The sequence below is a fragment of the Bacillus sp. FSL R5-0820 genome (genome assembly GCF_038593385.1).
Taxonomy (GTDB): Bacteria; Bacillota; Bacilli; order Bacillales; family Bacillaceae; genus Bacillus; species Bacillus altitudinis.
Genome location: NZ_CP151991.1, coordinates 1,768,741 through 1,787,839, shown reverse-complemented (window position 1 = coordinate 1,787,839; position 19,099 = coordinate 1,768,741). Strand labels below are relative to the sequence as shown.

Below are 19,099 nucleotides of genomic sequence, written 5' to 3'. Positions count from 1 at the left end.
ATGAGCGTAGAAATGTATCATGGTGAACGTTCTAAAGAAAGTATTCAATTTGAAACATTATTCGCTTCGCAAAGTAATAAAGAGAGTTTTTCTAGTATCGAACAGACAAAAAAATTTCTTGAGCAAAAAGGAATTGAAAATACGCAGCCTTATGCCATTGGAGAGGATGTGAAGTTAATCAGTGAGGTACAAGAGCAGACATTCGAAGGCATGCAAGTTTTCACATTGAATGAACAAGCATCACAAAATCAAAAAGTCATTCTCTATCTACATGGTGGTGCGTGGACAAATCAGCCTTTGAATGTCCATTGGTGGTTCATGGATAAAATGGCGCAATCACTAGGTGCGAAAGTAGTCGCCCCTATTTACCCAAAAGTGCCTCATTATAGCAACCAGGATACGTATCCGAAAATGCTTAACCTATATAAAGACCTTCTGAAAACTGCTGAAAGCGCCAATCAATTGACGATCATGGGAGATTCAGCTGGCGGAAACATCTCACTTGGTCTTGCGCACCTTTTAAAGAAGGAAGATCTGCCGCAGCCAAAGGATATCGTGTTACTATCTGCGTGTGTTGATATGAGTATGAGCAACCCTCTCATTTTTGAATATGCAAAAAAGGACCCGATTCTAGGTCATGAAGGAATGGAAGTCATCACAAAAATGTGGGCAGCTGATCAAAGTCTCACAGACCCATTGATTAGTCCGATTTACGGTGACTTTAAAGGGCTCGGGAAGATCACTCATTTTATCGGAACACATGATATGTTATATCCAGATGCCATAAAGCTCGATGAAAAACTATCAGAACAAGGAATGGACATCAAAACCTTTGTTTATCCTGAAATGCTGCATGTGTTTGTTGTCATGCCAATTCCAGAAGCGGCAGATGCTCTGAAGAAAATCATTCAAGTGATCAATCGTTAGGGATTCAGTTCACACCTAGAAAGGGTACATGTTCTGATGTAAATAGGCGAAAAGGCTGCTTACTTGAAAGCAGCCTTTTTCAATTGAATATGAAATACATTCAGAATGGCAATTCACTACAGATTAAACGGTCTTTTGGCTGGTTAGTAAAGGAGAGTGAAGTTCAGTTCATCACCTTATGTTTGGTATAATACATACGAGCAGTGAGACGAAAGGGGAAACGCGATGAAAACGTTTGATCTATCACAAGAAGATATCGAATTAATAGACGAAGCAAAAAAGAAGATGATCAGTCTTTATGAAGATGACAAGCATCATGTAGGGGCAGCGATCCGCATGAAAACAGGAGAAATCATATCAGCTGTCCATATAGAAGCCTATATCGGACGGGTAACTGTTTGTGCAGAAGCCATTGCGATTGGTAGCGCTTTATCGAATGGATACAAAGATTTTGATACAATTGTTGCAGTGAGACACCCTTATTCAGATGAAAAAGATAGAAGAATTAGGGTAGTCAGCCCTTGCGGCATCTGCCGAGAGCTCATTTCAGACTTTGGACCAACATGTTTTGTCATCCTTGATATGGATGGGGAGCTGGTCAAGGTGAAAATCGAAGAACTCATTCCGCTCAAATATACTCGAAGCTGATGTACCACATAAAGATAAAATAGGAAAAAGGATGTAGCAAACGCTACATGTGATCCTTGCTACATCCAAGATGACTGAAAAAGCGTTCAACAAAAGCGGCCGCATGTATTTTCTCCATATATTTCGTGTTAAAAATACACTGTTCCATTTGTTCAAGCTTCCGCAGACTCCGCACTATTATTTTCCGATCATGGTCAGACAGAGTAGGATCATCTTCTATCTTCTCTAAGGCCTTTTTCACTCGTGCAGATACATGTTCAACATATAAATGGTTTTTGGATGCTGGCGGAATACATGCCGCTAGGTCACAGCCTATAAAACGAACACCATCAAGGGTGCAGTTTTCAAAATTGGTGATCAGCTTTTGTTTGCCATTTCCCTCAAACGTTATATCTATTAGCTTACAAGCAAAGGTACAATTGACGATGTTCGCTGCCTGTAAAACACGGTCATTGAATCTACAATTAGAGAAAGTACAATCGATACCAGACTCAAGTCTTCTCATCGCTATCACCCTATCATTTCTTCAGAAATTTTTCACCATCATGATGTCCATTCAGCAAGTTCATTTTCTCTTAGCGCTTGTCTTTGACTCAAGATTATATCACAATACGATACTCAGCCAGCAAAGAACCGATATTCATTTTCATGATGAAAGGGGCATAAAAGAATGAAAAGGTATGACACATTTCCAGAACCAATCGGTAGGTACATAGTCGGCCGAATCCAGATGGATTTTGAGTATACGGCATCAGATCAATCCAAAAGAGAACTGACCGCATTTATGTACTATCCATCTGATAGCAGTGAAGGAAAGACTCCATCCACATACATGTTTCCTGAAGTCTACGAAATGCTTCATGACCAGCCGCTTGTCACTGAGTATTTGAAGGAAATAAAGTTCTTCTCTATCGATATCAAAACGCATTGTTATGACGATCTGGCTCTTTCTCGGAAGGAAGAGCGCTATCCAGTGGTATTCTATGTTTGCGGCGGGGGTGGTTCACCTGAATGGGGGACAGCCATCTGTACAGATATGGCAAGCCAAGGGTATGTTGTCGTCAGTATCGGCCATCAGGATAGCACCATGTACAAACGGAAAGATGGGAAGCTGTTGAATGTATCAAAGGGTTTTTCGGAAGTCATTAAGGCGTTTTCTGAAGATCCAGAGATGATAACACTGGCAGGTAAGATGAATATGCGCCCTGACGATGAAACGGCTATTGAGATGTGCCGTAACATCCTTTCCTTGCCAATCATTAACGAGTTAACAAGATATAGTGAACGACAGGCAGAAGATGTAAGGTACGTAGCCGATCATCTTCACAAACTAAACTCTGGAGAATGGAAGTCCATTTTTCATGACAGACTACTGCTCGACACTGGCATGGGTATCGCTGGACATTCTTATGGCGGACCTACAGCGGTTATGGTTTGCCGGGATGACGACCGGTTTGTCTGCGGGGCTGGCTTAGATAGTGGTGCATTTGGCCTTCTCGACAGCGACCTCAATAAACCCTTTTTGCTCCTGTTTTCTGAACCGAATTATAATATGAATGCGATCATTGGTGACAACAATAGCATGGAAACTTATTATTTCACTGTTGATGGTGCTGCACATTTAGATTACTGTGACATCGTGTTTACCGGTGTAGATGAGGAACTTAGAGGCACAAGAGATGCATTAGAGATGCATCATCTTGTGACGGACTATACGAAGACGTTTTTTGATCATTACATCCTGCAAAAGGCTACACATGTAGAAACCCTATCATATGATGGTGTAGACTTAATTAAAAAAACAAGCAACAAGTGAGCTAGGGGAAACTGCTGATCATAACCTTTTAATGAATCGATTTAAAGTTGAATATCTTACTTCATTCACACGAAAAAAGAGCAGTCAACAACCGCTCTTTTTTCGTGTGTTAATCTTAATACGTTTTTAATGGACCTTTTGTGATATGCGTCAGCTTAGAATTTATGTCAAAGATTTTCGCATTGATGTCTGTTATGCCAAAGCTAGTGATTCTTTTAGAATGCATATCGAGATATGTTTGAGCTTCTTCTTTTGTTTCAAATAAATAAATTCCGCCAGCCTCATTTTTCTCAGGATTCTCCGTCCATATCTTCCATATGAACCCATCCTCTTCACTAATACTTCTCGCTAAATCAGAAAACTCTTTTGCCAATTCATCTCCGAAAGGGCCATTCATCTTAAAATCCACTTGTAATACGTAAGCCATCGCCATTCTCCTTATATTGAAGTTGTGAAATACTGTTCTCCTAGAACTTCTTTCATTTGGAACGATTCTTGTGAAAGTTCTTTCTCCATAAAAGATCGCACATCCGATTGATCAACATCGTACATCACTTCAATCTCTTTAGAGAATAGACATTTTTCTTTTTCGAGTAAGGCAGAAACCATGGGAAGCTTCTTCGGTTGAAGCTCTTCTGTGTTTAAAGCTTGCTTTAAACCATCAATATAGACGTCTAATGGTCGACCACCCGTGATTTTAACTCCTTTATTTTCTTCGTTGACGAGGATGATGGTCGGAAAACCTCTTGCATCGAGGTCTCGAACAAGAGCAAAATCTTGATTTAATAAGTCTTGTCCGCTATGGAGCTCCGCTTCATGTAAAATCTCATCCCCGTTCAATCCAAGGTTGTTGACGATATCAATCAAAACTGCAATATCCGATATATTTTGATTGAATGCAAATAGCGCTTCTCTTGCACGGCGTAAAAACGTATAGGCTTGTTCATCACCGTGATGTTTTTGAATCACTTTGAACACACGAGAGGACGGGTAGGAGGATTGAACAGGATTGTCAATCATTAAGGACCCATCAATTGGCATGCGAGAATGTTCTCCGACTTCTCTCCAGTGACCCGCAACATCAGCCGGCTTATAAATTCCGTTTGCAGGATCAATTGGACCGTCATGCCATTTCTCTAGCAGTCCACCTAACACAGTCTGGAAATGAAAATAATGTCCGTATTGCTCTTTAAATCGGCGCAGGACAGGTTCAATTGCCCAGCAATGAGAACAAATTGGATCTGTTACATAGTAGAGCGTAATGTTTTTTTTAGGTTGGTGAAAGTCAATGACCTGGATATCTTCTTCACCTACACCGCATACACTAGTTTCTAAATCACAAAACATGTCATTGTTTTTCAAGTTGTTTCCTCCTTATTTTTTCAGGAAAAAATGTGTCCTGATCAGTTGTTTGAATCAAGTCATCATTTGCTTTACAATTGAATCTTAAGACAGAATGAGTGAGATCAACACCAATAATTTCTTCAATTTGTTGTTTATCCGACAGATTCAAGCTTGTGTTTAAAAAGAAGGGGGGAAGAAGATGACGCAGCCAAAGACAGACCCGCGTGTATTAAGAACGCGCAAATTAATCATGGAGTCTTTCATGAAGCTTTCATCGAAAAAGGAATTTAAGGATATTACGGTGAAAGATGTGACAGCAGAAGCCATGATTAACCGAGCCACGTTTTATTATCATTTTGAGGATAAATATGATTTATTAGATAAAACACTCTCAGAAGTATTGTCAATTAATTTAGAAAGTATCAATTTTAACAATAGTAAACTAGATGATGATACAATGATGAATATTTTTAAAGCGCTAGCCAGTTTCCAACAATCTCTTCATAACCGCTGCCAAGTAGAATATGAAACTGAACTTGCTCCAATTGTTCGAGAACAGCTAGAAATTATTTTTTATCAGTTGTTAGTGAATCAATATACAAATGTCGAAAAGCAAGTGTTGAAGGTCACGGCTGTTTTTTTAAGCTGGGGAATTCACGGAGCTTCTGTTGAGTGGAGAAAAAATAGTTCGCACATATCTTCAGAAGAATTTATCAAATCAGCATTGCCGTATATCATGTCAGGAATTGATTTTAAGCATAGCATGTAGACAATTTGACAATGTTTAACCGCTCCACTAATATAAATGCTATAGCATATAAAATGATTAGAGGGTGTTTACATGAAGTTACATGATTTAATAGGTTATCTCGTTCATCGCACTGATGTGAAAATGACGAATTATTTTACGAATAGGTTAAAGCCATACGGTGTTACACCAGAGCAGTGGAGTATTATTAGTATTCTTAGCCGTGAAAAAGGCGCGACTCAAAAAGAATTGGCAGAAGGCATTGATAAAAATCAAACCACTGTCGTAAGAATGATCCAGTCAATGGAACGAAAAGGGCTTGTCAAAAAAACCTATAATGAACAAGACCGGCGCTCGCATCACCTGTTTTTAACAGAAAAAGGGGACGAGATCAAAAAGGCGATTCTTCCTGTCGTCATGGATGCACATCGAACTGTGACAAATCAATTAAGTGATGAAGAGATTGAACAATTAAAATTACTTTTAAACAAATTATTCTATTCAGACTATCCATCTTGATAAATCTATAAGGTAGAAACAACCTCTATTTTTGTATAATATATGCTATGACATATAAATTTCATCCATTCAATGTGGAAGTGAGATTTTATCAAGATGGCCCCAGAAACCGGTGTCCATTAAGCGACCCTTTCTGGTCAAATAACTTAGAAAGATGTGATTACTATTTTCATTCTTATTCTACAAATTGTATTGGCCGTTTTCTTTTTCCTCACAGGAACGAAAATCATATCTGGAAAAATGGCAGAAGAGTTCAAACGATTTGGTTTACCTGCTTTTTTTAATGTTTTAACGGGGGCTCTTGAGTTAATAGGCGCTGCTGGAATGCTAGCCGGCATATGGATCCCAACATTAGCATTATTATCAGGCTTATTGTTAGGAGGTACGATGCTGGCAGCTGCATTTACTCTGATCGTATTGGCCAAAGATCCCTTTAAAAAAGCAATCCCTGCACTTGTTTTATTCGCTCTCAGTATAGGTGTCAGCTTATACCACATTCTTTAAATTCATATTAAAAAACCACAAAAACCTAAACACATCTCCACTGTTCATGACGGTGGATTTTGTTTAGGTTTTTTAGCGATTGAATCGTTTTCGAAGAACTAGGCATGAGACAGCGAATACTACGAAAGCGCCCGCTGATCCAGCAGCAAACACCAGCTCAAATTGTCCCGGTTTCGGTTTGAATAACAAAGGGACTGAAAGAATGAGCGCAGCACCACTAAAGCTTAATCCTAATATCAACATGGCCAATAATTTATTCATAGAAACACCTCTTACACTTAGAGTGAGAACAATGGAGACCTACTGATCTAAGTATCATTGTTATGATTCGACAACCTTTAACCGTCCTAAATGGAGTGTATCATATGATGGTAGGAGATTGTTTTTTTCATGAAAACACAATCGTACAACAAACAATTTTAAACGAACACTGTTCTTCACGAACGGTGTTCGTTATAATATAAATGAAATGTAATTTAAAACGCTTTCCACAAAGGGATGAGGAGATGCAGAAGATGACGTCATTATCTAAGAATCAAAAGCAAATCGCTATCATTGGAGGAGGACCTGGGGGACTAACACTCGCCTTAATTTTGCAAAATTACGGTATACAAACAACCATCTATGAACGGGAGATGCATGACAAGAGCCTTGAACGAGGGGGCTCACTGGATATTCACGAAGAAACAGGTCAAAAAGCCTTAAAAGAAGCAGGAGTTTATGAGAAATTTCAAAAGAATGCTCGCTATGAAGGGGAAGATTTCCGATTACTTGATAAATCAGGAAGAATTTATTTAGATGAAGAAACGGAATCAGATCAAACAGGTACTCGCCCGGAAATTGATCGTGGTGTGTTATGTGAACTACTGTTAGAACAAATTGATGCTGAAACCATCAAATATGGGTATAAACTAGAAAGATGCGTTTCATTAGAAAGTGGTATGACAGAGCTTCATTTTGAAAACGGAGTTGTCGAAACAGTTGACCTTTTGATTGGGGCTGATGGTGCTTTTTCTCGTGTGCGTCCTCTGTTAACAGATATTGAGATTGAATACTCTGGGCTCACGATGCTAGAACTGAATGTCTTAAGCGTAGAGGAGAAACACCCTGATTTAGCTGAATTTAATAAACGAGGTAAGATGTTTGCTTTGGCAGACCACAAAGGACTGATTGGGCAGTTAAACGGAGATGGCCGAATCAAAGTGTATGCAAGCCTTATGGTAGAACGCAACTGGATCGAGACTTGTGGTATACCGTTTCATCAAGCGAAAGAAGCAAAAGAACAATTATTAGCGTTATTTAGTGATTGGGATGATCAGCTGAAAAATTATATTCGTTATGCAGAAGATGCCATCATTCCAAGACGGATTTATACGCTTCCTGTCGGTTTCAAATGGAATCGTCATAAAGGAGTAACGCTTATCGGTGATGCAGCTCACGTCATGTCGCCATTCGCAGGCGAGGGTGTGAACATGGCGATGTTTGATGCAAGGGAGCTAGCACTTGCTATTGTCCGACATTCTCATCATTTTGAAAAGGCGATTGAAGAATACGAAGACATGATGTACGAATATTCATCGAAAAAAGCTAATGAATCGGAGAATAGTTTAAAACTGTGTTTTTCAAATGACGCTGCGGTCAAGCTTGCAAATATGATGAATTCTTTTCAAAAGGATGATGATTGATGCTCAATTTACTATTTTACTTTGACATGTTATAAAGAGAGTATGAACAATTCAAATCGTCGTATGATCAGTCGCCGGTCTCGGCCGGCTAAAGAACCCTTAAGCCGTGAGCTTATTGTGAAAACGGCCTATGAGCTTCTTAAGGAGCATGGGATAGAGGGCATGAGTATGCGTAAGGTGGCTAAAGCACTCGATACGGGACCTGCATCCTTGTATGTCTACGTGAACAATGTTCAAGAACTCAGTGCTTACGTATTGGATTATGGTCTCGGACAAATGGTCTATCCAGATTCAAAGGATAGCACATGGAAAGAACAGTTATTCGACCTATTGCATACTTATTTCCTCCTGCTATTCGAAAAACCTGGTCTCGCTGAAATTTCTCTTTCCACCATTCCACAAGGAACGAACTTTATTCAGTTGACCGAACGTATTCTCGCTGCATTGCATGAAGGCGGGATCAAATCTACATCTGCAGCATGGGGAGTAGACCTATTGCTGTTATACGTATCTTCTGTAGCATACGAAAAGGTCTCTTGGAAGAAACAAGGCTCTTCACAGATTTCAGACGCAAAAAAAGCATTTCTTCAAGCAGACAAAACGCAGTTTCCTTTCATTCATCGTGTAAAAGAAGAAATGTTTGCAGGTGATACCGTATCAATGGAACGGTTCCGATGGGGAATTGACGTCATTTTGTATGGCATCCAGCAGGAAGACAATTAGAAAGGAGCACAAGCAAAAAGCAGTCAATGGCTGCTTTTTTTATATGATGATTTTCATATTTGTGATCTTGTGAGCATTACAATATATAAATAAATCTATATATTGTTTTTATATATAAAAAATTATATAATCTAGTGGAATAAAAAAATGAGGTGCTTAGGCATGGAACATATTAAAAAGTTATTAGAGAGTTATATTCCTTTAGCAAAATCTACTGCAAAAATGTTTGGACCAAATTGTGAAGTGGTGATTCATGATTTAACGAATCCTCAAGTATCTGTCATGTTTACAGTAAATAACCATGTGACAGGAAGAGAAATCGGCCAATCATTTGATCATCTAGTCAAGACTGTATTACAATCAGAAGATTTTAAAGAAGATTATCTGGCTGGTTATACATTTGTAACAGAAGATAAGCGTACGATTCGTTCTTCGACTTCATTAATACGTGATTCAAAGCAAAAAGTGATCGGTGCTTTCTGTATCAATTTTGATGTTGAAGCACTGAATCAAATGCAGCAATTTATGGATACTTTTCTTACTACACAAGTGGAAGCTCAAGAGAAAGAAACAACATCAAATGATGATCTTGAAAATGTGGAAGAAATAGTAGATCAATTGATTCAACAAATCATTCAAAACAGTGTTCACCCAGTCATGAAACGTCATGAAAAAATTGAACTAATCAAATTTATGGATGAAAAGGGCATTTTTTTAATGAAAGGATCTGTTGAGAAGGTCGCATCTATGTTAGGTATTTCCAAAGTAACCGTCTATAGCTATTTGGATGAAATCAAAAATAAATCGAGGTAAGGAGTGTCAAAATGGAAAGCATACTCGAGGTAGGAAATCTAAAATCAAACGGACACTATGCATTCGCAACCATTCATCAAAACACGGTCTATGTGTCAGGACAATTTGCCATCAATCCTGAAACGACAGAAAAAGAGTTCGGCCCCATTGAAAAAGAGACATTACAAGCGCTTAAGAATGTAGAGATGATTGTAGAGGCTGCTGGAAGTCAAAAAGAAAAGATTTTGCGCATGACATTATACATTTCAGATATTGAATTATGGGACAAAGTAGATGCGGTTTATACTGAATTTTTCGGTGAACATAAACCAGCACGTACGATTGTACCAACGAATGAATTACATTTTGGTTTCAAAATTGAAATGGATGCCATTGCCTATATTTAGAATATTTTTTTGACCACCCTATATAAAAAATTATATTTTATATAAAAAAATATTCAAAGGGGTAGATGATGAATGAATCAATTAATTTGTAACCATTGCGGGGAAAAATATGAGATGACACCAACTCTATGGAAATGTGATTGTGGTGGAGTATTCAATCTAGTGAAAGATACCCCGAAAATAGACGTCACAGCTTGGGATCACTATCCAAATTCATTGTGGCGTTATGTTGAAACCATGCCATTTCAAAAAGATTCTAAGACGTGGGAAACTGTGACAATGGGGGAGGGCCAATCTCCTTTAATCGTTCTAGATCCTAATGAGCCAAACACTTATGTAAAAGTTGATTATATGATGCCGACACTATCATTTAAAGACCGTGGAGCAGCTGTGTTAATGACAAAAGCTAAGGAATTAGGGGTAACAAAAGTCATTGCTGATAGCAGCGGGAATGCAGGAACGGCAATTGCTGCGTATGCGGCGCGTTGTGGTATTGCCTGTGACATCTATCTAAGTGATCAAACGTCACCTAAAAAAGTCGCTCAAATAAAAGCCCACGGAGCAACGATTAAAGAAATTCATGGTACACGAGAGGACATTGCAGCTGCGGCCCAAAAGGCAGTAGACGAGGAAAACGTTTTTTATGCAAGCCATGTCTATAACCCTTATTTTTTCGAAGGTACAAAAACATACGCCTATGAAATCTTTGAGCAACTAAAAGGAGCACCGGATGCTTTAATCATTCCGGTTGGAAACGGCACTCTGCTGCTCGGTGCGTATTATGGCTTTAAAGAGTTATTTGAAAATGGTCTCATTCATAAAATACCGAAAATTGTTGCTGTCCAAGCGAAAAACTGCGCACCCCTTGTGAAAGCCTATCAAAATGAAGAAGAATCAGCATCACCTGTCACAAATAAAGGGACTGTAGCAGAAGGGATCGCTATTGCTGCCCCAGCGCGTTCTAAACAAATTTTAGAAGCTGTATACAAGACGAATGGTACGTTTATTGATATTGAAGAAGAAGAAATTATACATGCACGCTCTAAACTGAGTGAGAAAGGATTTTATGTCGAAGTGACATCTGCCATCAATTTTGCGGGTTACATGAAATATCAAAAGGAATCAGAAGAAACCATTATCATACCTCTTTGTGGGGCAGGGATTAAATCAAAATAACCTTAGGACTCTGGTAGAATAGAGCGTTGCGTGCCTCGTTGTCCTATTATAGGTTCAATCAGGAGTAATATTTGCGAAATGAATTTAGATGATATGGAGGGATTTGGCGGGGACATACCCCTTTGAAAACTTTACAGATGACATCATTCCTTTGCTGGATCTTTCGGATTCTGATAGTTACTTAATGCCAGATGTTTGTAAGACTGTTGCAGTTAGATTACGTCAACTGATCCACAATTGGCCTGATATGATATAGATAAGAAGAACGCTCTCTATCTGGCAGAAGAAATGGAGTTAGCGCATCAACAAAATGAGCCAATCGGATTGATATAAGATGAGAAGAAAGCTACTTTAGAAAGCATGTTTAAACTGTAGTAGCTTTCTTTCCACTCTACCTAATTATTTTTCATTTGTTCCTCTCCCCAATAGCATATCTCATCTAATACAGGCATCAGTGATAAACCCTTTTCAGATAAACTATATTCTACTTTTGGAGGCACTTGGGGATATTCTTTACGATGAATTAAGTGATCCGCCTCAAGCTCTTTTAGTGTATTGGTTAATGTTTTAAAAGAAATCGTTCCGAGCTTACGTTTCAGCTGATTATAGCGAACAGGACCATCGTTTGAATATAAAGCATACAGAACTGGCATTTTATATTTCCCACCAATTAATGACAAAGTATACCCAAAACCAGTATCTTTTAGCTCAGCTTTCGTCTGGAAGGACTCCTCATTCATTTTATACTCTCCTTTGGGTTAGTATCGCACTTTGATTACCGTACTTGTAGTATGTTATAGCATACAATAAAATCAATGTACATCAAAAAATGATGCAAAACTCAGAAAAAGGGTGAATGAATAATGAAAACGATTGTCTATGCACATCCTTGGGATGGAAGCTATAATCATGCCATTTTGACTTCCATAACAGAAAAATTAGAAACAAAGAGAGAACCGTTTCAAGTGATCGATTTATATAAAGATGGATTTAATCCTGTTTTTACAGCTGAAGAATTAAAGCATTTTCATAAAGGAGAAACGCCTTATCTATTAGTGAAGGATTATCAAGAAAAATTAAAACAGTCAACAGAATTGGTATTTATTTTCCCAGTCTGGTGGTGGGATCTACCTGCTATGTTAAAAGGATTTATTGATAAAGTGATGTTAAGCGGTTTCGCATTCATTGAAGATCAAAACACTGGTACTTTGAAAGGTTTATTGACAAATATAAAAAAAACAACCGTGATCTCAACATCAACTACAGATAAAAAGTATATAGAATCTGAAGCTGGAAATGCCATTCAAAGCGTTTTTATTAACAGAACGCTAGCAGATTTGGGATTGAAAAATGAATCCACGAAATGGATTCATTTTTCTAGAGTGAACTTAACAACAGATGAAAAGAGAAAGCAATTTTTAAAAGAAATATCCCAGATTATTTGATTTACAGTACAACAAATAAGGGCCATCTTCTACGACCGATTTAATTTATTGAGAAGGTCGTAGAAGTTTTGTCATTTAAGCAACAACAAATCGAGCCTGCCTAATTGACCTCTTGATCTCCTCCAAATACCCCATTATTTAAACCCATACCATTTCTGTGTTTTTTTAATATTTTTTATAGCACTGCCGGCTCAAGCAGATTGTTAACATCATTTTCATTAAAGATAATACTGACTCATGCCATTTTTAAAGATAGGCAGGGTCTTAGTCACTAGCTCTTCTGATGAAATAAGTCTTCCATCCTTATTCCATGTGTATGCAGCTCCGTATATCCCCCAACTTAGCATAGTAGATAGGGTTGTTACCATTTGTTTATCCTCGAATTCGATGATGTTTTTAGTTCCTTTTAGCATAAGATCAGCTATTAGTTTCTGTAACTCCTCTTTAATTTTACTTTCGATAATAGTTCCTAAAGAATGATAACCTTTGGGACATAGGTCGCTTATCTCTTTATGGTGATCACACATGGCTAGAAAAATATTTGCAATGACTTTTTCATTGAATGCATCGTGATCATTGATTCTTTTTTTCAATTTGTCTGTAAATGTATTGGTGATTGTAGAATGTAACAAATCAAATTTATCGTCAAAGTGCGCATAAAATGTAGCCCGGTTAATAGTAGCCTTTTCTGTGATATCACGTACCGTTATATGGTTGAAATCTTTTTCACTAGCTAACGAAAGAAAAGAGTCTACAATCAATTGTCTTGTACGAAGTATTCTCGGATCTTTTTTTGGCATAATCATTTTTTCTTCTCCTTTTAGGGTTCATCATCTTGTCTAAAAACGACAATACATTAGAAGTGTTGCGTAAACTACATATTGGCTATTTTGGTTATTGTTTATTATTCTTTTTCATCTTATCATCAATTATACAACGCGCGTTGCTTAAATAACACATGTTATTACGAAAGATTTTTGATCAAGGAAATCATTGTGATCATTCTGAATAACAAAAGGAGATAGACGACCATGAATATCACTATTTTTGGGGCAACTGGTGCAATCGGTCAACTTTTAACACAGTTTGCATTAGAAAACGGAGATATCGTTACGGTATATGTTAGAAACCCTGAGAAAATCAAGCAAAAGCATTCGAATTTACGCATTGTAACGGGTGAACTAACGAACACTTCAGCTATTGAAACGGCAGTTTCAGAAGCTGATGTCGTGATAAGCACCTTAGGTCCCGGCATTGATTTGTCTCGAAAACAAAAAGGTACACCGATCGCCGACGGACATAACCGAATTGTCAAAGCGATGAAGAAGTTCACCAAAAAAAGGTTGATTACACTCGCGACGCCAGCCTTGCAATCTGAAGACGATAAGAAAAGCTTATCGACGATATTGCCAAGAATATTGCCTAAACTTCTCATGCCAAATGGTTATGCCGAAATGAAGAAGATAGGAGAACTGATTAAAGAATCGAACCTGGATTGGACAGTCGTTCGAATCATTAATCCTAATATCAAATACAACGGGCAATCTTACGGTTATTCATTCGGCGATCAGCCAGCTAAAATGTCCGTATCTAGGGAAAATGTCGCTAAACTCATGTATGACGCTGCTAGGCAACACCAATTAATCGGAAAAATGCCCATTGTCTATAATCATTAAATCAGCTTTTTGTATGAGGTTGTTGATTCAGCAGAAATTATAGGAATCATTTAGGGTCATACCAAAATATTGCGTGTGCATTCTTTTTATAAGTATTCAAAATCAAAATCATAAAGGGGAAATGATCATGTCAAAAGTATTATTTGTTAAAGGAACACCTCAAAGTGAGGAACAATCAAGAAGTACGCAAGTTGCTAGAGCATTTATCACTGAATATAAGGAAGTAAACCCAGCGGATGAAATAATAGAAGTAGATGTCTATTATGCAAATGTGCCATTAATCGATGCTGATTTTTTAACTGGACAAAAGAAGTTAAGAAGTGGGGAAGTGCTAACAGATGTTGAAGCACAAAAAATAGAAGCAGTGAATGCATTCACAAAGCAATTTATGGAAGCAGATAAATACATCATTCAGTCTTCAATGTGGAATTTAGGAATCCAACCTTTATTAAAAGCCTATTTTGATACAATCATGAGTGCTGGAAAAACGTTTAAATATACATCAGAAGGTCCAGAAGGATTGATGAAAGGGAAAAAAGCAATCCATATTCATGGTATGGGAGGATTTTATTCACAGGCAATTGGAATGGAGCATTCCGATTCTTACGTAAGAGGTGCGCTGAAGTTTGTTGGAATTGAAGTGGAACCAACGATTTTTGTTGAAGGTATTGACTATGATCCAACTAAAGAAGAAGAAATTGTTACTTCAACAATTGAAAAAGCAAAAACGGTAGCACGAACGTTTTAAAAAAGAGCATTGGTGGGATTAGTTAAAAAGATTTTAATTAACATCATCCCACCTCGCACGTTCAAAAGCGTAATAAAGAAGAATAGACAAAATACATTCATTAAAATCATAAAGGGGGAACATAGGATGAAAGTAGAAATTTGGTCTGATTTTGTTTGCCCGTTTTGTTATATTGGCAAACGTCAATTTGAAATAGGGTTAGAACAGTTTGAACATAAAGAAGAGGTCGAAGTCTTATTTCGACATTTTCAATTAGATCCATATACGAAAAAAAATACAGGAATGGATATTCATCAAGTATTATCCTCTAAGCATGGTGTCCCATATGAAAAAGCAAAAGTACTGAACAATCAATTGAAACAGAAAGCAAAAGAGGTTGGGTTAGATTATCAATTTGATACAATGATTCCTACGAATTCATATGATGCACTTCGTCTTTCTTATTATGCAAAAGAGAAAGGGAAGATTCGGGAGTTTATGGAACGTATTTTGAAAGCTCATTTCACAGATTCACTAGATATCGGTGATCACGCAACACTTGCTCAACTTACAAGTGAAATAGGTCTTGATGGCAACGAAGCTTTGGATGTTTTATCAAATGATCAATATAGCGAGAATATCGCAGCTGATAGAGCCCAGGGATCTAAAATTGGGATTCAGGGCGTGCCCTTTTACGTTGTGAATGATAAATATGTCATCTCAGGAGCACAACCTAGCGAAGTGTTTTTAGAAACATTACAACAGGTATGGAAAGAAGAGTACGCGAATCGTAAGGTTGAAGAGCATAAATTAGAGTCGTCGCTCGATGAATATTGTTCAGATGGAACGTGTAAATTTTAATGGATATTCAAAAATTGAATTGAACCTAAGAGGCTTATGTCATTCTATCGATATAAGTCTTTTTTAGTTTACATAATATATATTCTAGGAAGTTAAAGAGCAATTAAAATTTTCTTGTCTCATTATTAAGTATACTTATCTTATTGAGATGAAACGAAAAACGAAAATCCAACGGTTGATTTGTTAGATTTTCATTCCTCTAAATGTTTTAAGATTTTTGCAAGATTCCCGCCAACAATCACATTTGCCGGAACATCTTTTGTCACAACGAATCCTGATGCAATGACAGCATGATCTCCGATTGTCACACCTGGATTGATAATGGCACCGCATGTCCAATTGTGACTGATTTGCCGAATTCAATACCTGTTTGACGTTCTTCTGGATTTAACGGATGTCCAGCTGTATATATATGTACATTTGTCGCGCTTTTGCTCGATCTGCCATCAATGTGTGGTCATTTGGCTGATAGTATTCTCCCTTGATCATCTTTTCTTTTTCTGTTTTCATGTTCATCTCCCTTTTATTGAAACTTCATTCATCGTTTGAATGAATGCCTCGGTGAATTGTGTCGTCGTCTCATTTCCTCCTAAATCCTTCGTTTTCAAGTTCTTTTTTAAGGTCTCATAAAGAGTATGTTCGATCAGACTGGCTGTCTGTTTTAATCTTTCATCTTGATATTTCACATGTAGCCAGTTACAAAGCATCACTGTAGAAAGAATCAAGCCCATTGGATTGGCGATATTTTGACCAGCTATATCCGGTGCTGAACCATGTGCCGCCTGTGCCATCGCTTGATTTTCGTTGCAATTTAATGAGGGTGCCATTCCTAAACTGCCGACTAGTTCCCCTGCAAGATCAGATAAAATGTCGCCAAACATATTTTCTGTCACAATCACATCAAAATCACCTGCACGTCTCACTAAATGGGCAGCCATCGCATCAATATGAATATCCTCAACCTCTACTTGCGGATATGCTTTCGCTACCTCTTGACATGTTCGTAAAAACAAGCCAGATCCTAATTTGATCACGTTCGCTTTATGAACAATGGTGACTTTCCCCCTCCTCTCCACTGCACGTTGAAAGGCTGCGTGGGCAATACGGGTAATTGCTTTTTTTGTAAACACACCTGTAGATATGGCGACATCTGGTGTAATCATCCACTCTCCTGTCCCCTGATACATATTCCGGTCTGGATAAAAGCCTTCTGTATTTTCTCGAAAAATGACAAGGTCGACGCCACTGGCAACGCTTTTTACACCTGGCAGCGATTGCGATGGACGAATATTTGCAAATACATCAAATGTATGACGGAGTTCTCCACTTGGATTTCTTCTTTCTTTCAATAGATCAGGATATGAAGCTGAATCATGAGGTCCTAATATCCAGCCATGACATTTTTTCAAGGCGGCTATCGTAGAAGCTGGCACTGGATCTTGATGAGAATGAATGGCTTCAGCACCGATAGGACACTCTACAAATTCCACAAATGGTTCTTTGAACTGTGACAGCGCTGTCTTTAAAATACGCATACTAGAATTAACAATTTCCGGTCCAATCCCGTCTCCCTTTAAAACACCCATTCGATATGACATATGTATCGCCCCTTTTGTCTTTATTCTATCAAAGAATGATGAAGTTGGAATATTTTCTTCATGATGATCCTCCCTCATGTTATTTACGAATCAGGAAGTCTCATTTATAATCGAGTAGATTTGTTCTGTATGACTACATAGATATGAGGGATTAGATGAAATTAAAGTGGTATAAAGCGATCATTGTTATTTTTACGATGTCTGGGATCTCCATCTCCACTTGGTTTTCAAGAACACCAGAAGTGAGAGATTTGTTGCAAGCAGATACAGGCACAATGGGACTCATTTTACTCGGCCTATCTGTAGGTTCCATTGTCGGGCTGATTCTTTCCAATGTATTCGTTCGCAAAAAAGGCGGCCGAGTGGCGATTGTGGTCAGCGCTTTTTTGATGTTTATTGGATTCTCAACCCTTGCAATCGGCGCCGCCCTCTCTTCTACGCTGATTGTCACTGCTGGTCTTTTTCTTTTTGGTTCAGGCTCAGGCATGTGCAATGTAGCCATGAACTTAGAAGGAACGGAGATTGAGTATCAGATCAAGAGAACGATCATGCCGATTTTGCATGCTTCTTTCAGTATTGGAACGTTAATTGGTGCAGGTGCCGGAATTCTCTTTATTTATTTAGGTGTGTCTGTCCTCATTCACCTTCTCACCATTGCACTCCTTTTCTTTCTCAGTATCCTGATTTGTACACGGTTTATTCCGCACGGGACAGGAAAAGATCAGGATGAGACGCAGACAGAATCAGTTGAGGCTTCTCAAACATCATGGCTGAACAAACGGACGATCTCATTAGCGATGATTGCCTTATGTCTCGCATTTGTAGAAGGTTCTGCAAATGATTGGATTCCACTAGCAATGGTTGATGGCTATCAGGTTTCTCATTCAATGAGTACGGTCATCTATGCATTATTTTTGTGCGGGATGATTAGTGGCAGACTGGTAAGCGGACGTTTCATTGATCGCTTTGGCAGGGTGCTATTGCTAAGAATCGCGATCTTATCTGCTGCCGCCGGACTATTCTTGGTGATTTTAAAGATTTCACTCGTCGTGTGTATGATATCTATCTTTTTATGGGGACTTGGCGCGTCCTTAGGCTTCCCGCTGACCATTTCAGCAGCTGGTGATGATAGCCGCTATGCTGTCAAACGTGTCAGTATCGTCACTTTATCTGGGTATACAGCCTCTCTATCAGGGCCCCCTGTTTTAGGACTGCTCGCCAATCAAGTCGGACTGCTTCATGCGTTTATTTTTGTTCTGTTTGCCATTTGTATTGCGGGAATCTTCACAAAAGCTGTTGCAAAACCGACATCAATACATTCTTTTTGAAAAGTGCCAGATCTTTGATCTCGGTACTTTTTTTTAATTTAATAAATAAAATTGAAACCTTTCATGAAGTGAAACAGTCCTATAGATATCTTGATGTTTAGCGCTTTTTTAAAGAGGGAAAGTAAAAAAATAAGACTTTTCAAATAACTGAAAACGTGGTAAGATCATGAAAATA

The 19,099-nt window shown here is 38.2% G+C and carries 23 protein-coding genes and 1 pseudogene; 16 read left to right on the top strand and 8 right to left on the bottom strand.

The annotated features are described in order from the left end of the window. Both NST15_RS09120 and NST15_RS09115 read left to right on the top strand, forming a co-directional pair. A complete protein-coding gene (locus NST15_RS09120; protein WP_342499028.1) occupies window positions 1–927 on the top strand; it encodes an alpha/beta hydrolase in 927 nt (308 codons plus the stop codon). Window positions 928–1,152: 225 nt separating this feature from the next. Beyond that, window positions 1,153–1,575 carry a cytidine deaminase gene (locus tag NST15_RS09115; protein WP_025207420.1) on the top strand — a complete coding sequence of 141 codons (423 nt, stop codon included), beginning with the start codon at window positions 1,153–1,155 and terminating at the stop codon, window positions 1,573–1,575. 43 nt (window positions 1,576–1,618) lie between these two features. Here the strand turns inward: NST15_RS09115 and NST15_RS09110 are convergent, their stop codons facing one another. Further along, entirely contained in the window at window positions 1,619–2,080 is a 462-nt protein-coding gene (locus NST15_RS09110; protein WP_342499027.1) for a hypothetical protein, read from the bottom strand. A gap of 165 nt (window positions 2,081–2,245) precedes the next feature. Between NST15_RS09110 and NST15_RS09105 the strand changes: the two genes are divergently transcribed. After that, window positions 2,246–3,391, top strand: a complete 1,146-nt coding sequence (locus NST15_RS09105; RefSeq protein ID WP_342499026.1) for a choline esterase — start codon at window positions 2,246–2,248, stop codon at window positions 3,389–3,391. A 115-nt stretch (window positions 3,392–3,506) separates the two neighbouring features. Here NST15_RS09105 and NST15_RS09100 read toward each other — a convergent pair whose 3' ends face one another. Together NST15_RS09100 and NST15_RS09095 are read right to left on the bottom strand one after the other, a co-directional pair. Further along, entirely contained in the window at window positions 3,507–3,818 is a 312-nt protein-coding gene (locus NST15_RS09100) for a monooxygenase (RefSeq protein WP_113767126.1), read from the bottom strand. A gap of 11 nt (window positions 3,819–3,829) precedes the next feature. Then, on the bottom strand, window positions 3,830–4,753 hold the full coding sequence (locus tag NST15_RS09095; protein WP_342499025.1) for a DsbA family protein: 924 nt from the start codon (window positions 4,751–4,753) through the stop codon (window positions 3,830–3,832). Between the two features lie 181 nt (window positions 4,754–4,934). Between NST15_RS09095 and NST15_RS09090 the strand changes: the two genes are divergently transcribed. The 3 genes from NST15_RS09090 (at window position 4,935) to NST15_RS09080 (ending at window position 6,506) form a co-directional block, all read left to right on the top strand. Next, window positions 4,935–5,504, top strand: coding sequence for a TetR/AcrR family transcriptional regulator (locus NST15_RS09090; protein ID WP_342499024.1), 570 nt, complete (start codon window positions 4,935–4,937; stop codon window positions 5,502–5,504). A gap of 72 nt (window positions 5,505–5,576) precedes the next feature. Further along, window positions 5,577–6,002, top strand: coding sequence for a MarR family transcriptional regulator (locus NST15_RS09085; protein WP_113767123.1), 426 nt, complete (start codon window positions 5,577–5,579; stop codon window positions 6,000–6,002). 156 nt (window positions 6,003–6,158) lie between these two features. Beyond that, a complete protein-coding gene (locus NST15_RS09080) occupies window positions 6,159–6,506 on the top strand; it encodes a DoxX family protein (RefSeq protein WP_058337222.1) in 348 nt (115 codons plus the stop codon). 72 nt (window positions 6,507–6,578) lie between these two features. Here the strand turns inward: NST15_RS09080 and NST15_RS09075 are convergent, their stop codons facing one another. Beyond that, window positions 6,579–6,767 (bottom strand): hypothetical protein, encoded by a 189-nt coding sequence (locus NST15_RS09075; protein WP_047946213.1) that lies wholly within the window; start codon window positions 6,765–6,767, stop codon window positions 6,579–6,581. 254 nt (window positions 6,768–7,021) lie between these two features. Here NST15_RS09075 and NST15_RS09070 point away from each other — a divergent pair, with 254 nt between their 5' ends. The 5 genes from NST15_RS09070 to NST15_RS09050 all read left to right on the top strand — a co-directional run bounded on the left by NST15_RS09070 (window position 7,022) and on the right by NST15_RS09050 (window position 11,289). Further along, the gene (locus NST15_RS09070; protein ID WP_342499023.1) at window positions 7,022–8,191 is read left to right on the top strand and encodes an NAD(P)/FAD-dependent oxidoreductase; all 1,170 of its coding nucleotides are present in this window, start codon (window positions 7,022–7,024) and stop codon (window positions 8,189–8,191) included. Window positions 8,192–8,254: 63 nt separating this feature from the next. Beyond that, complete coding sequence (locus NST15_RS09065; RefSeq protein WP_202734698.1) at window positions 8,255–8,914, top strand: TetR/AcrR family transcriptional regulator; 660 nt, start codon at window positions 8,255–8,257, stop codon at window positions 8,912–8,914. A gap of 162 nt (window positions 8,915–9,076) precedes the next feature. Beyond that, window positions 9,077–9,727, top strand: coding sequence for a PAS domain-containing protein (locus NST15_RS09060; protein ID WP_342499022.1), 651 nt, complete (start codon window positions 9,077–9,079; stop codon window positions 9,725–9,727). Window positions 9,728–9,738: 11 nt separating this feature from the next. Continuing rightward, on the top strand, window positions 9,739–10,113 hold the full coding sequence (locus NST15_RS09055; protein WP_017367342.1) for a RidA family protein: 375 nt from the start codon (window positions 9,739–9,741) through the stop codon (window positions 10,111–10,113). Window positions 10,114–10,185: 72 nt separating this feature from the next. After that, entirely contained in the window at window positions 10,186–11,289 is a 1,104-nt protein-coding gene (locus NST15_RS09050) for a threonine synthase (RefSeq protein WP_048001473.1), read from the top strand. Between the two features lie 395 nt (window positions 11,290–11,684). Here the strand turns inward: NST15_RS09050 and NST15_RS09045 are convergent, their stop codons facing one another. After that, on the bottom strand, window positions 11,685–12,029 hold the full coding sequence (locus NST15_RS09045) for a helix-turn-helix domain-containing protein (protein ID WP_017359567.1): 345 nt from the start codon (window positions 12,027–12,029) through the stop codon (window positions 11,685–11,687). Window positions 12,030–12,152: 123 nt separating this feature from the next. Here NST15_RS09045 and NST15_RS09040 point away from each other — a divergent pair, with 123 nt between their 5' ends. Continuing rightward, complete coding sequence (locus NST15_RS09040) at window positions 12,153–12,734, top strand: NAD(P)H-dependent oxidoreductase (RefSeq protein ID WP_202734423.1); 582 nt, start codon at window positions 12,153–12,155, stop codon at window positions 12,732–12,734. A gap of 218 nt (window positions 12,735–12,952) precedes the next feature. Here the strand turns inward: NST15_RS09040 and NST15_RS09035 are convergent, their stop codons facing one another. Beyond that, on the bottom strand, window positions 12,953–13,540 hold the full coding sequence (locus tag NST15_RS09035) for a TetR/AcrR family transcriptional regulator (protein ID WP_017359569.1): 588 nt from the start codon (window positions 13,538–13,540) through the stop codon (window positions 12,953–12,955). A 225-nt stretch (window positions 13,541–13,765) separates the two neighbouring features. Here NST15_RS09035 and NST15_RS09030 point away from each other — a divergent pair, with 225 nt between their 5' ends. From NST15_RS09030 to NST15_RS09020, 3 genes are all read left to right on the top strand, one after another. Continuing rightward, window positions 13,766–14,410: an NAD(P)H-binding protein gene (locus tag NST15_RS09030; RefSeq protein ID WP_007499309.1), complete on the top strand. Its 645-nt coding sequence runs from the start codon at window positions 13,766–13,768 to the stop codon at window positions 14,408–14,410. Between the two features lie 127 nt (window positions 14,411–14,537). After that, window positions 14,538–15,158 carry an NAD(P)H-dependent oxidoreductase gene (locus NST15_RS09025; protein ID WP_254506442.1) on the top strand — a complete coding sequence of 207 codons (621 nt, stop codon included), beginning with the start codon at window positions 14,538–14,540 and terminating at the stop codon, window positions 15,156–15,158. 126 nt (window positions 15,159–15,284) lie between these two features. After that, entirely contained in the window at window positions 15,285–15,998 is a 714-nt protein-coding gene (locus tag NST15_RS09020; protein WP_342499021.1) for a DsbA family oxidoreductase, read from the top strand. A gap of 191 nt (window positions 15,999–16,189) precedes the next feature. Here the strand turns inward: NST15_RS09020 and NST15_RS09015 are convergent. Beyond that, window positions 16,190–16,508: pseudogene (locus NST15_RS09015) on the bottom strand (maltose acetyltransferase domain-containing protein). Between the two features lie 2 nt (window positions 16,509–16,510). Further along, window positions 16,511–17,674, bottom strand: a complete 1,164-nt coding sequence (locus NST15_RS09010) for an isocitrate/isopropylmalate dehydrogenase family protein (protein ID WP_065460430.1) — start codon at window positions 17,672–17,674, stop codon at window positions 16,511–16,513. 77 nt (window positions 17,675–17,751) lie between these two features. Here NST15_RS09010 and NST15_RS09005 point away from each other — a divergent pair, with 77 nt between their 5' ends. Next, window positions 17,752–18,924 (top strand): MFS transporter, encoded by a 1,173-nt coding sequence (locus tag NST15_RS09005; protein ID WP_065460428.1) that lies wholly within the window; start codon window positions 17,752–17,754, stop codon window positions 18,922–18,924. Window positions 18,925–19,099: the final 175 nt, after the last annotated feature.

What these genes read in the sequence shown, in the direction of transcription:
- NST15_RS09050 (WP_048001473.1), top strand. Translation starts at nt 10,186, where the DNA reads ATGAATCAATTAATTTGTAACCATTGCGGGGAAAAATATGAGATGACA.
- NST15_RS09065 (WP_202734698.1), top strand. Translation starts at nt 8,255, where the DNA reads ATGATCAGTCGCCGGTCTCGGCCGGCTAAAGAACCCTTAAGCCGTGAG.
- NST15_RS09040 (WP_202734423.1), top strand. Translation starts at nt 12,153, where the DNA reads ATGAAAACGATTGTCTATGCACATCCTTGGGATGGAAGCTATAATCAT.
- NST15_RS09070 (WP_342499023.1), top strand. Translation starts at nt 7,022, where the DNA reads ATGACGTCATTATCTAAGAATCAAAAGCAAATCGCTATCATTGGAGGA.
- NST15_RS09025 (WP_254506442.1), top strand. Translation starts at nt 14,538, where the DNA reads ATGTCAAAAGTATTATTTGTTAAAGGAACACCTCAAAGTGAGGAACAA.
- NST15_RS09115 (WP_025207420.1), top strand. Translation starts at nt 1,153, where the DNA reads ATGAAAACGTTTGATCTATCACAAGAAGATATCGAATTAATAGACGAA.
- NST15_RS09105 (WP_342499026.1), top strand. Translation starts at nt 2,246, where the DNA reads ATGAAAAGGTATGACACATTTCCAGAACCAATCGGTAGGTACATAGTC.
- NST15_RS09090 (WP_342499024.1), top strand. Translation starts at nt 4,935, where the DNA reads ATGACGCAGCCAAAGACAGACCCGCGTGTATTAAGAACGCGCAAATTA.
- NST15_RS09030 (WP_007499309.1), top strand. Translation starts at nt 13,766, where the DNA reads ATGAATATCACTATTTTTGGGGCAACTGGTGCAATCGGTCAACTTTTA.
- NST15_RS09110 (WP_342499027.1), bottom strand. Translation starts at nt 2,080, where the DNA reads ATGAGAAGACTTGAGTCTGGTATCGATTGTACTTTCTCTAATTGTAGA.
- NST15_RS09075 (WP_047946213.1), bottom strand. Translation starts at nt 6,767, where the DNA reads ATGAATAAATTATTGGCCATGTTGATATTAGGATTAAGCTTTAGTGGT.
- NST15_RS09010 (WP_065460430.1), bottom strand. Translation starts at nt 17,674, where the DNA reads ATGAGGGAGGATCATCATGAAGAAAATATTCCAACTTCATCATTCTTT.
- NST15_RS09045 (WP_017359567.1), bottom strand. Translation starts at nt 12,029, where the DNA reads ATGAATGAGGAGTCCTTCCAGACGAAAGCTGAGCTAAAAGATACTGGT.
- NST15_RS09005 (WP_065460428.1), top strand. Translation starts at nt 17,752, where the DNA reads ATGAAATTAAAGTGGTATAAAGCGATCATTGTTATTTTTACGATGTCT.
- NST15_RS09055 (WP_017367342.1), top strand. Translation starts at nt 9,739, where the DNA reads ATGGAAAGCATACTCGAGGTAGGAAATCTAAAATCAAACGGACACTAT.
- NST15_RS09120 (WP_342499028.1), top strand. Translation starts at nt 1, where the DNA reads ATGAGCGTAGAAATGTATCATGGTGAACGTTCTAAAGAAAGTATTCAA.
- NST15_RS09020 (WP_342499021.1), top strand. Translation starts at nt 15,285, where the DNA reads ATGAAAGTAGAAATTTGGTCTGATTTTGTTTGCCCGTTTTGTTATATT.
- NST15_RS09085 (WP_113767123.1), top strand. Translation starts at nt 5,577, where the DNA reads ATGAAGTTACATGATTTAATAGGTTATCTCGTTCATCGCACTGATGTG.
- NST15_RS09100 (WP_113767126.1), bottom strand. Translation starts at nt 3,818, where the DNA reads ATGGCTTACGTATTACAAGTGGATTTTAAGATGAATGGCCCTTTCGGA.
- NST15_RS09060 (WP_342499022.1), top strand. Translation starts at nt 9,077, where the DNA reads ATGGAACATATTAAAAAGTTATTAGAGAGTTATATTCCTTTAGCAAAA.
- NST15_RS09035 (WP_017359569.1), bottom strand. Translation starts at nt 13,540, where the DNA reads ATGATTATGCCAAAAAAAGATCCGAGAATACTTCGTACAAGACAATTG.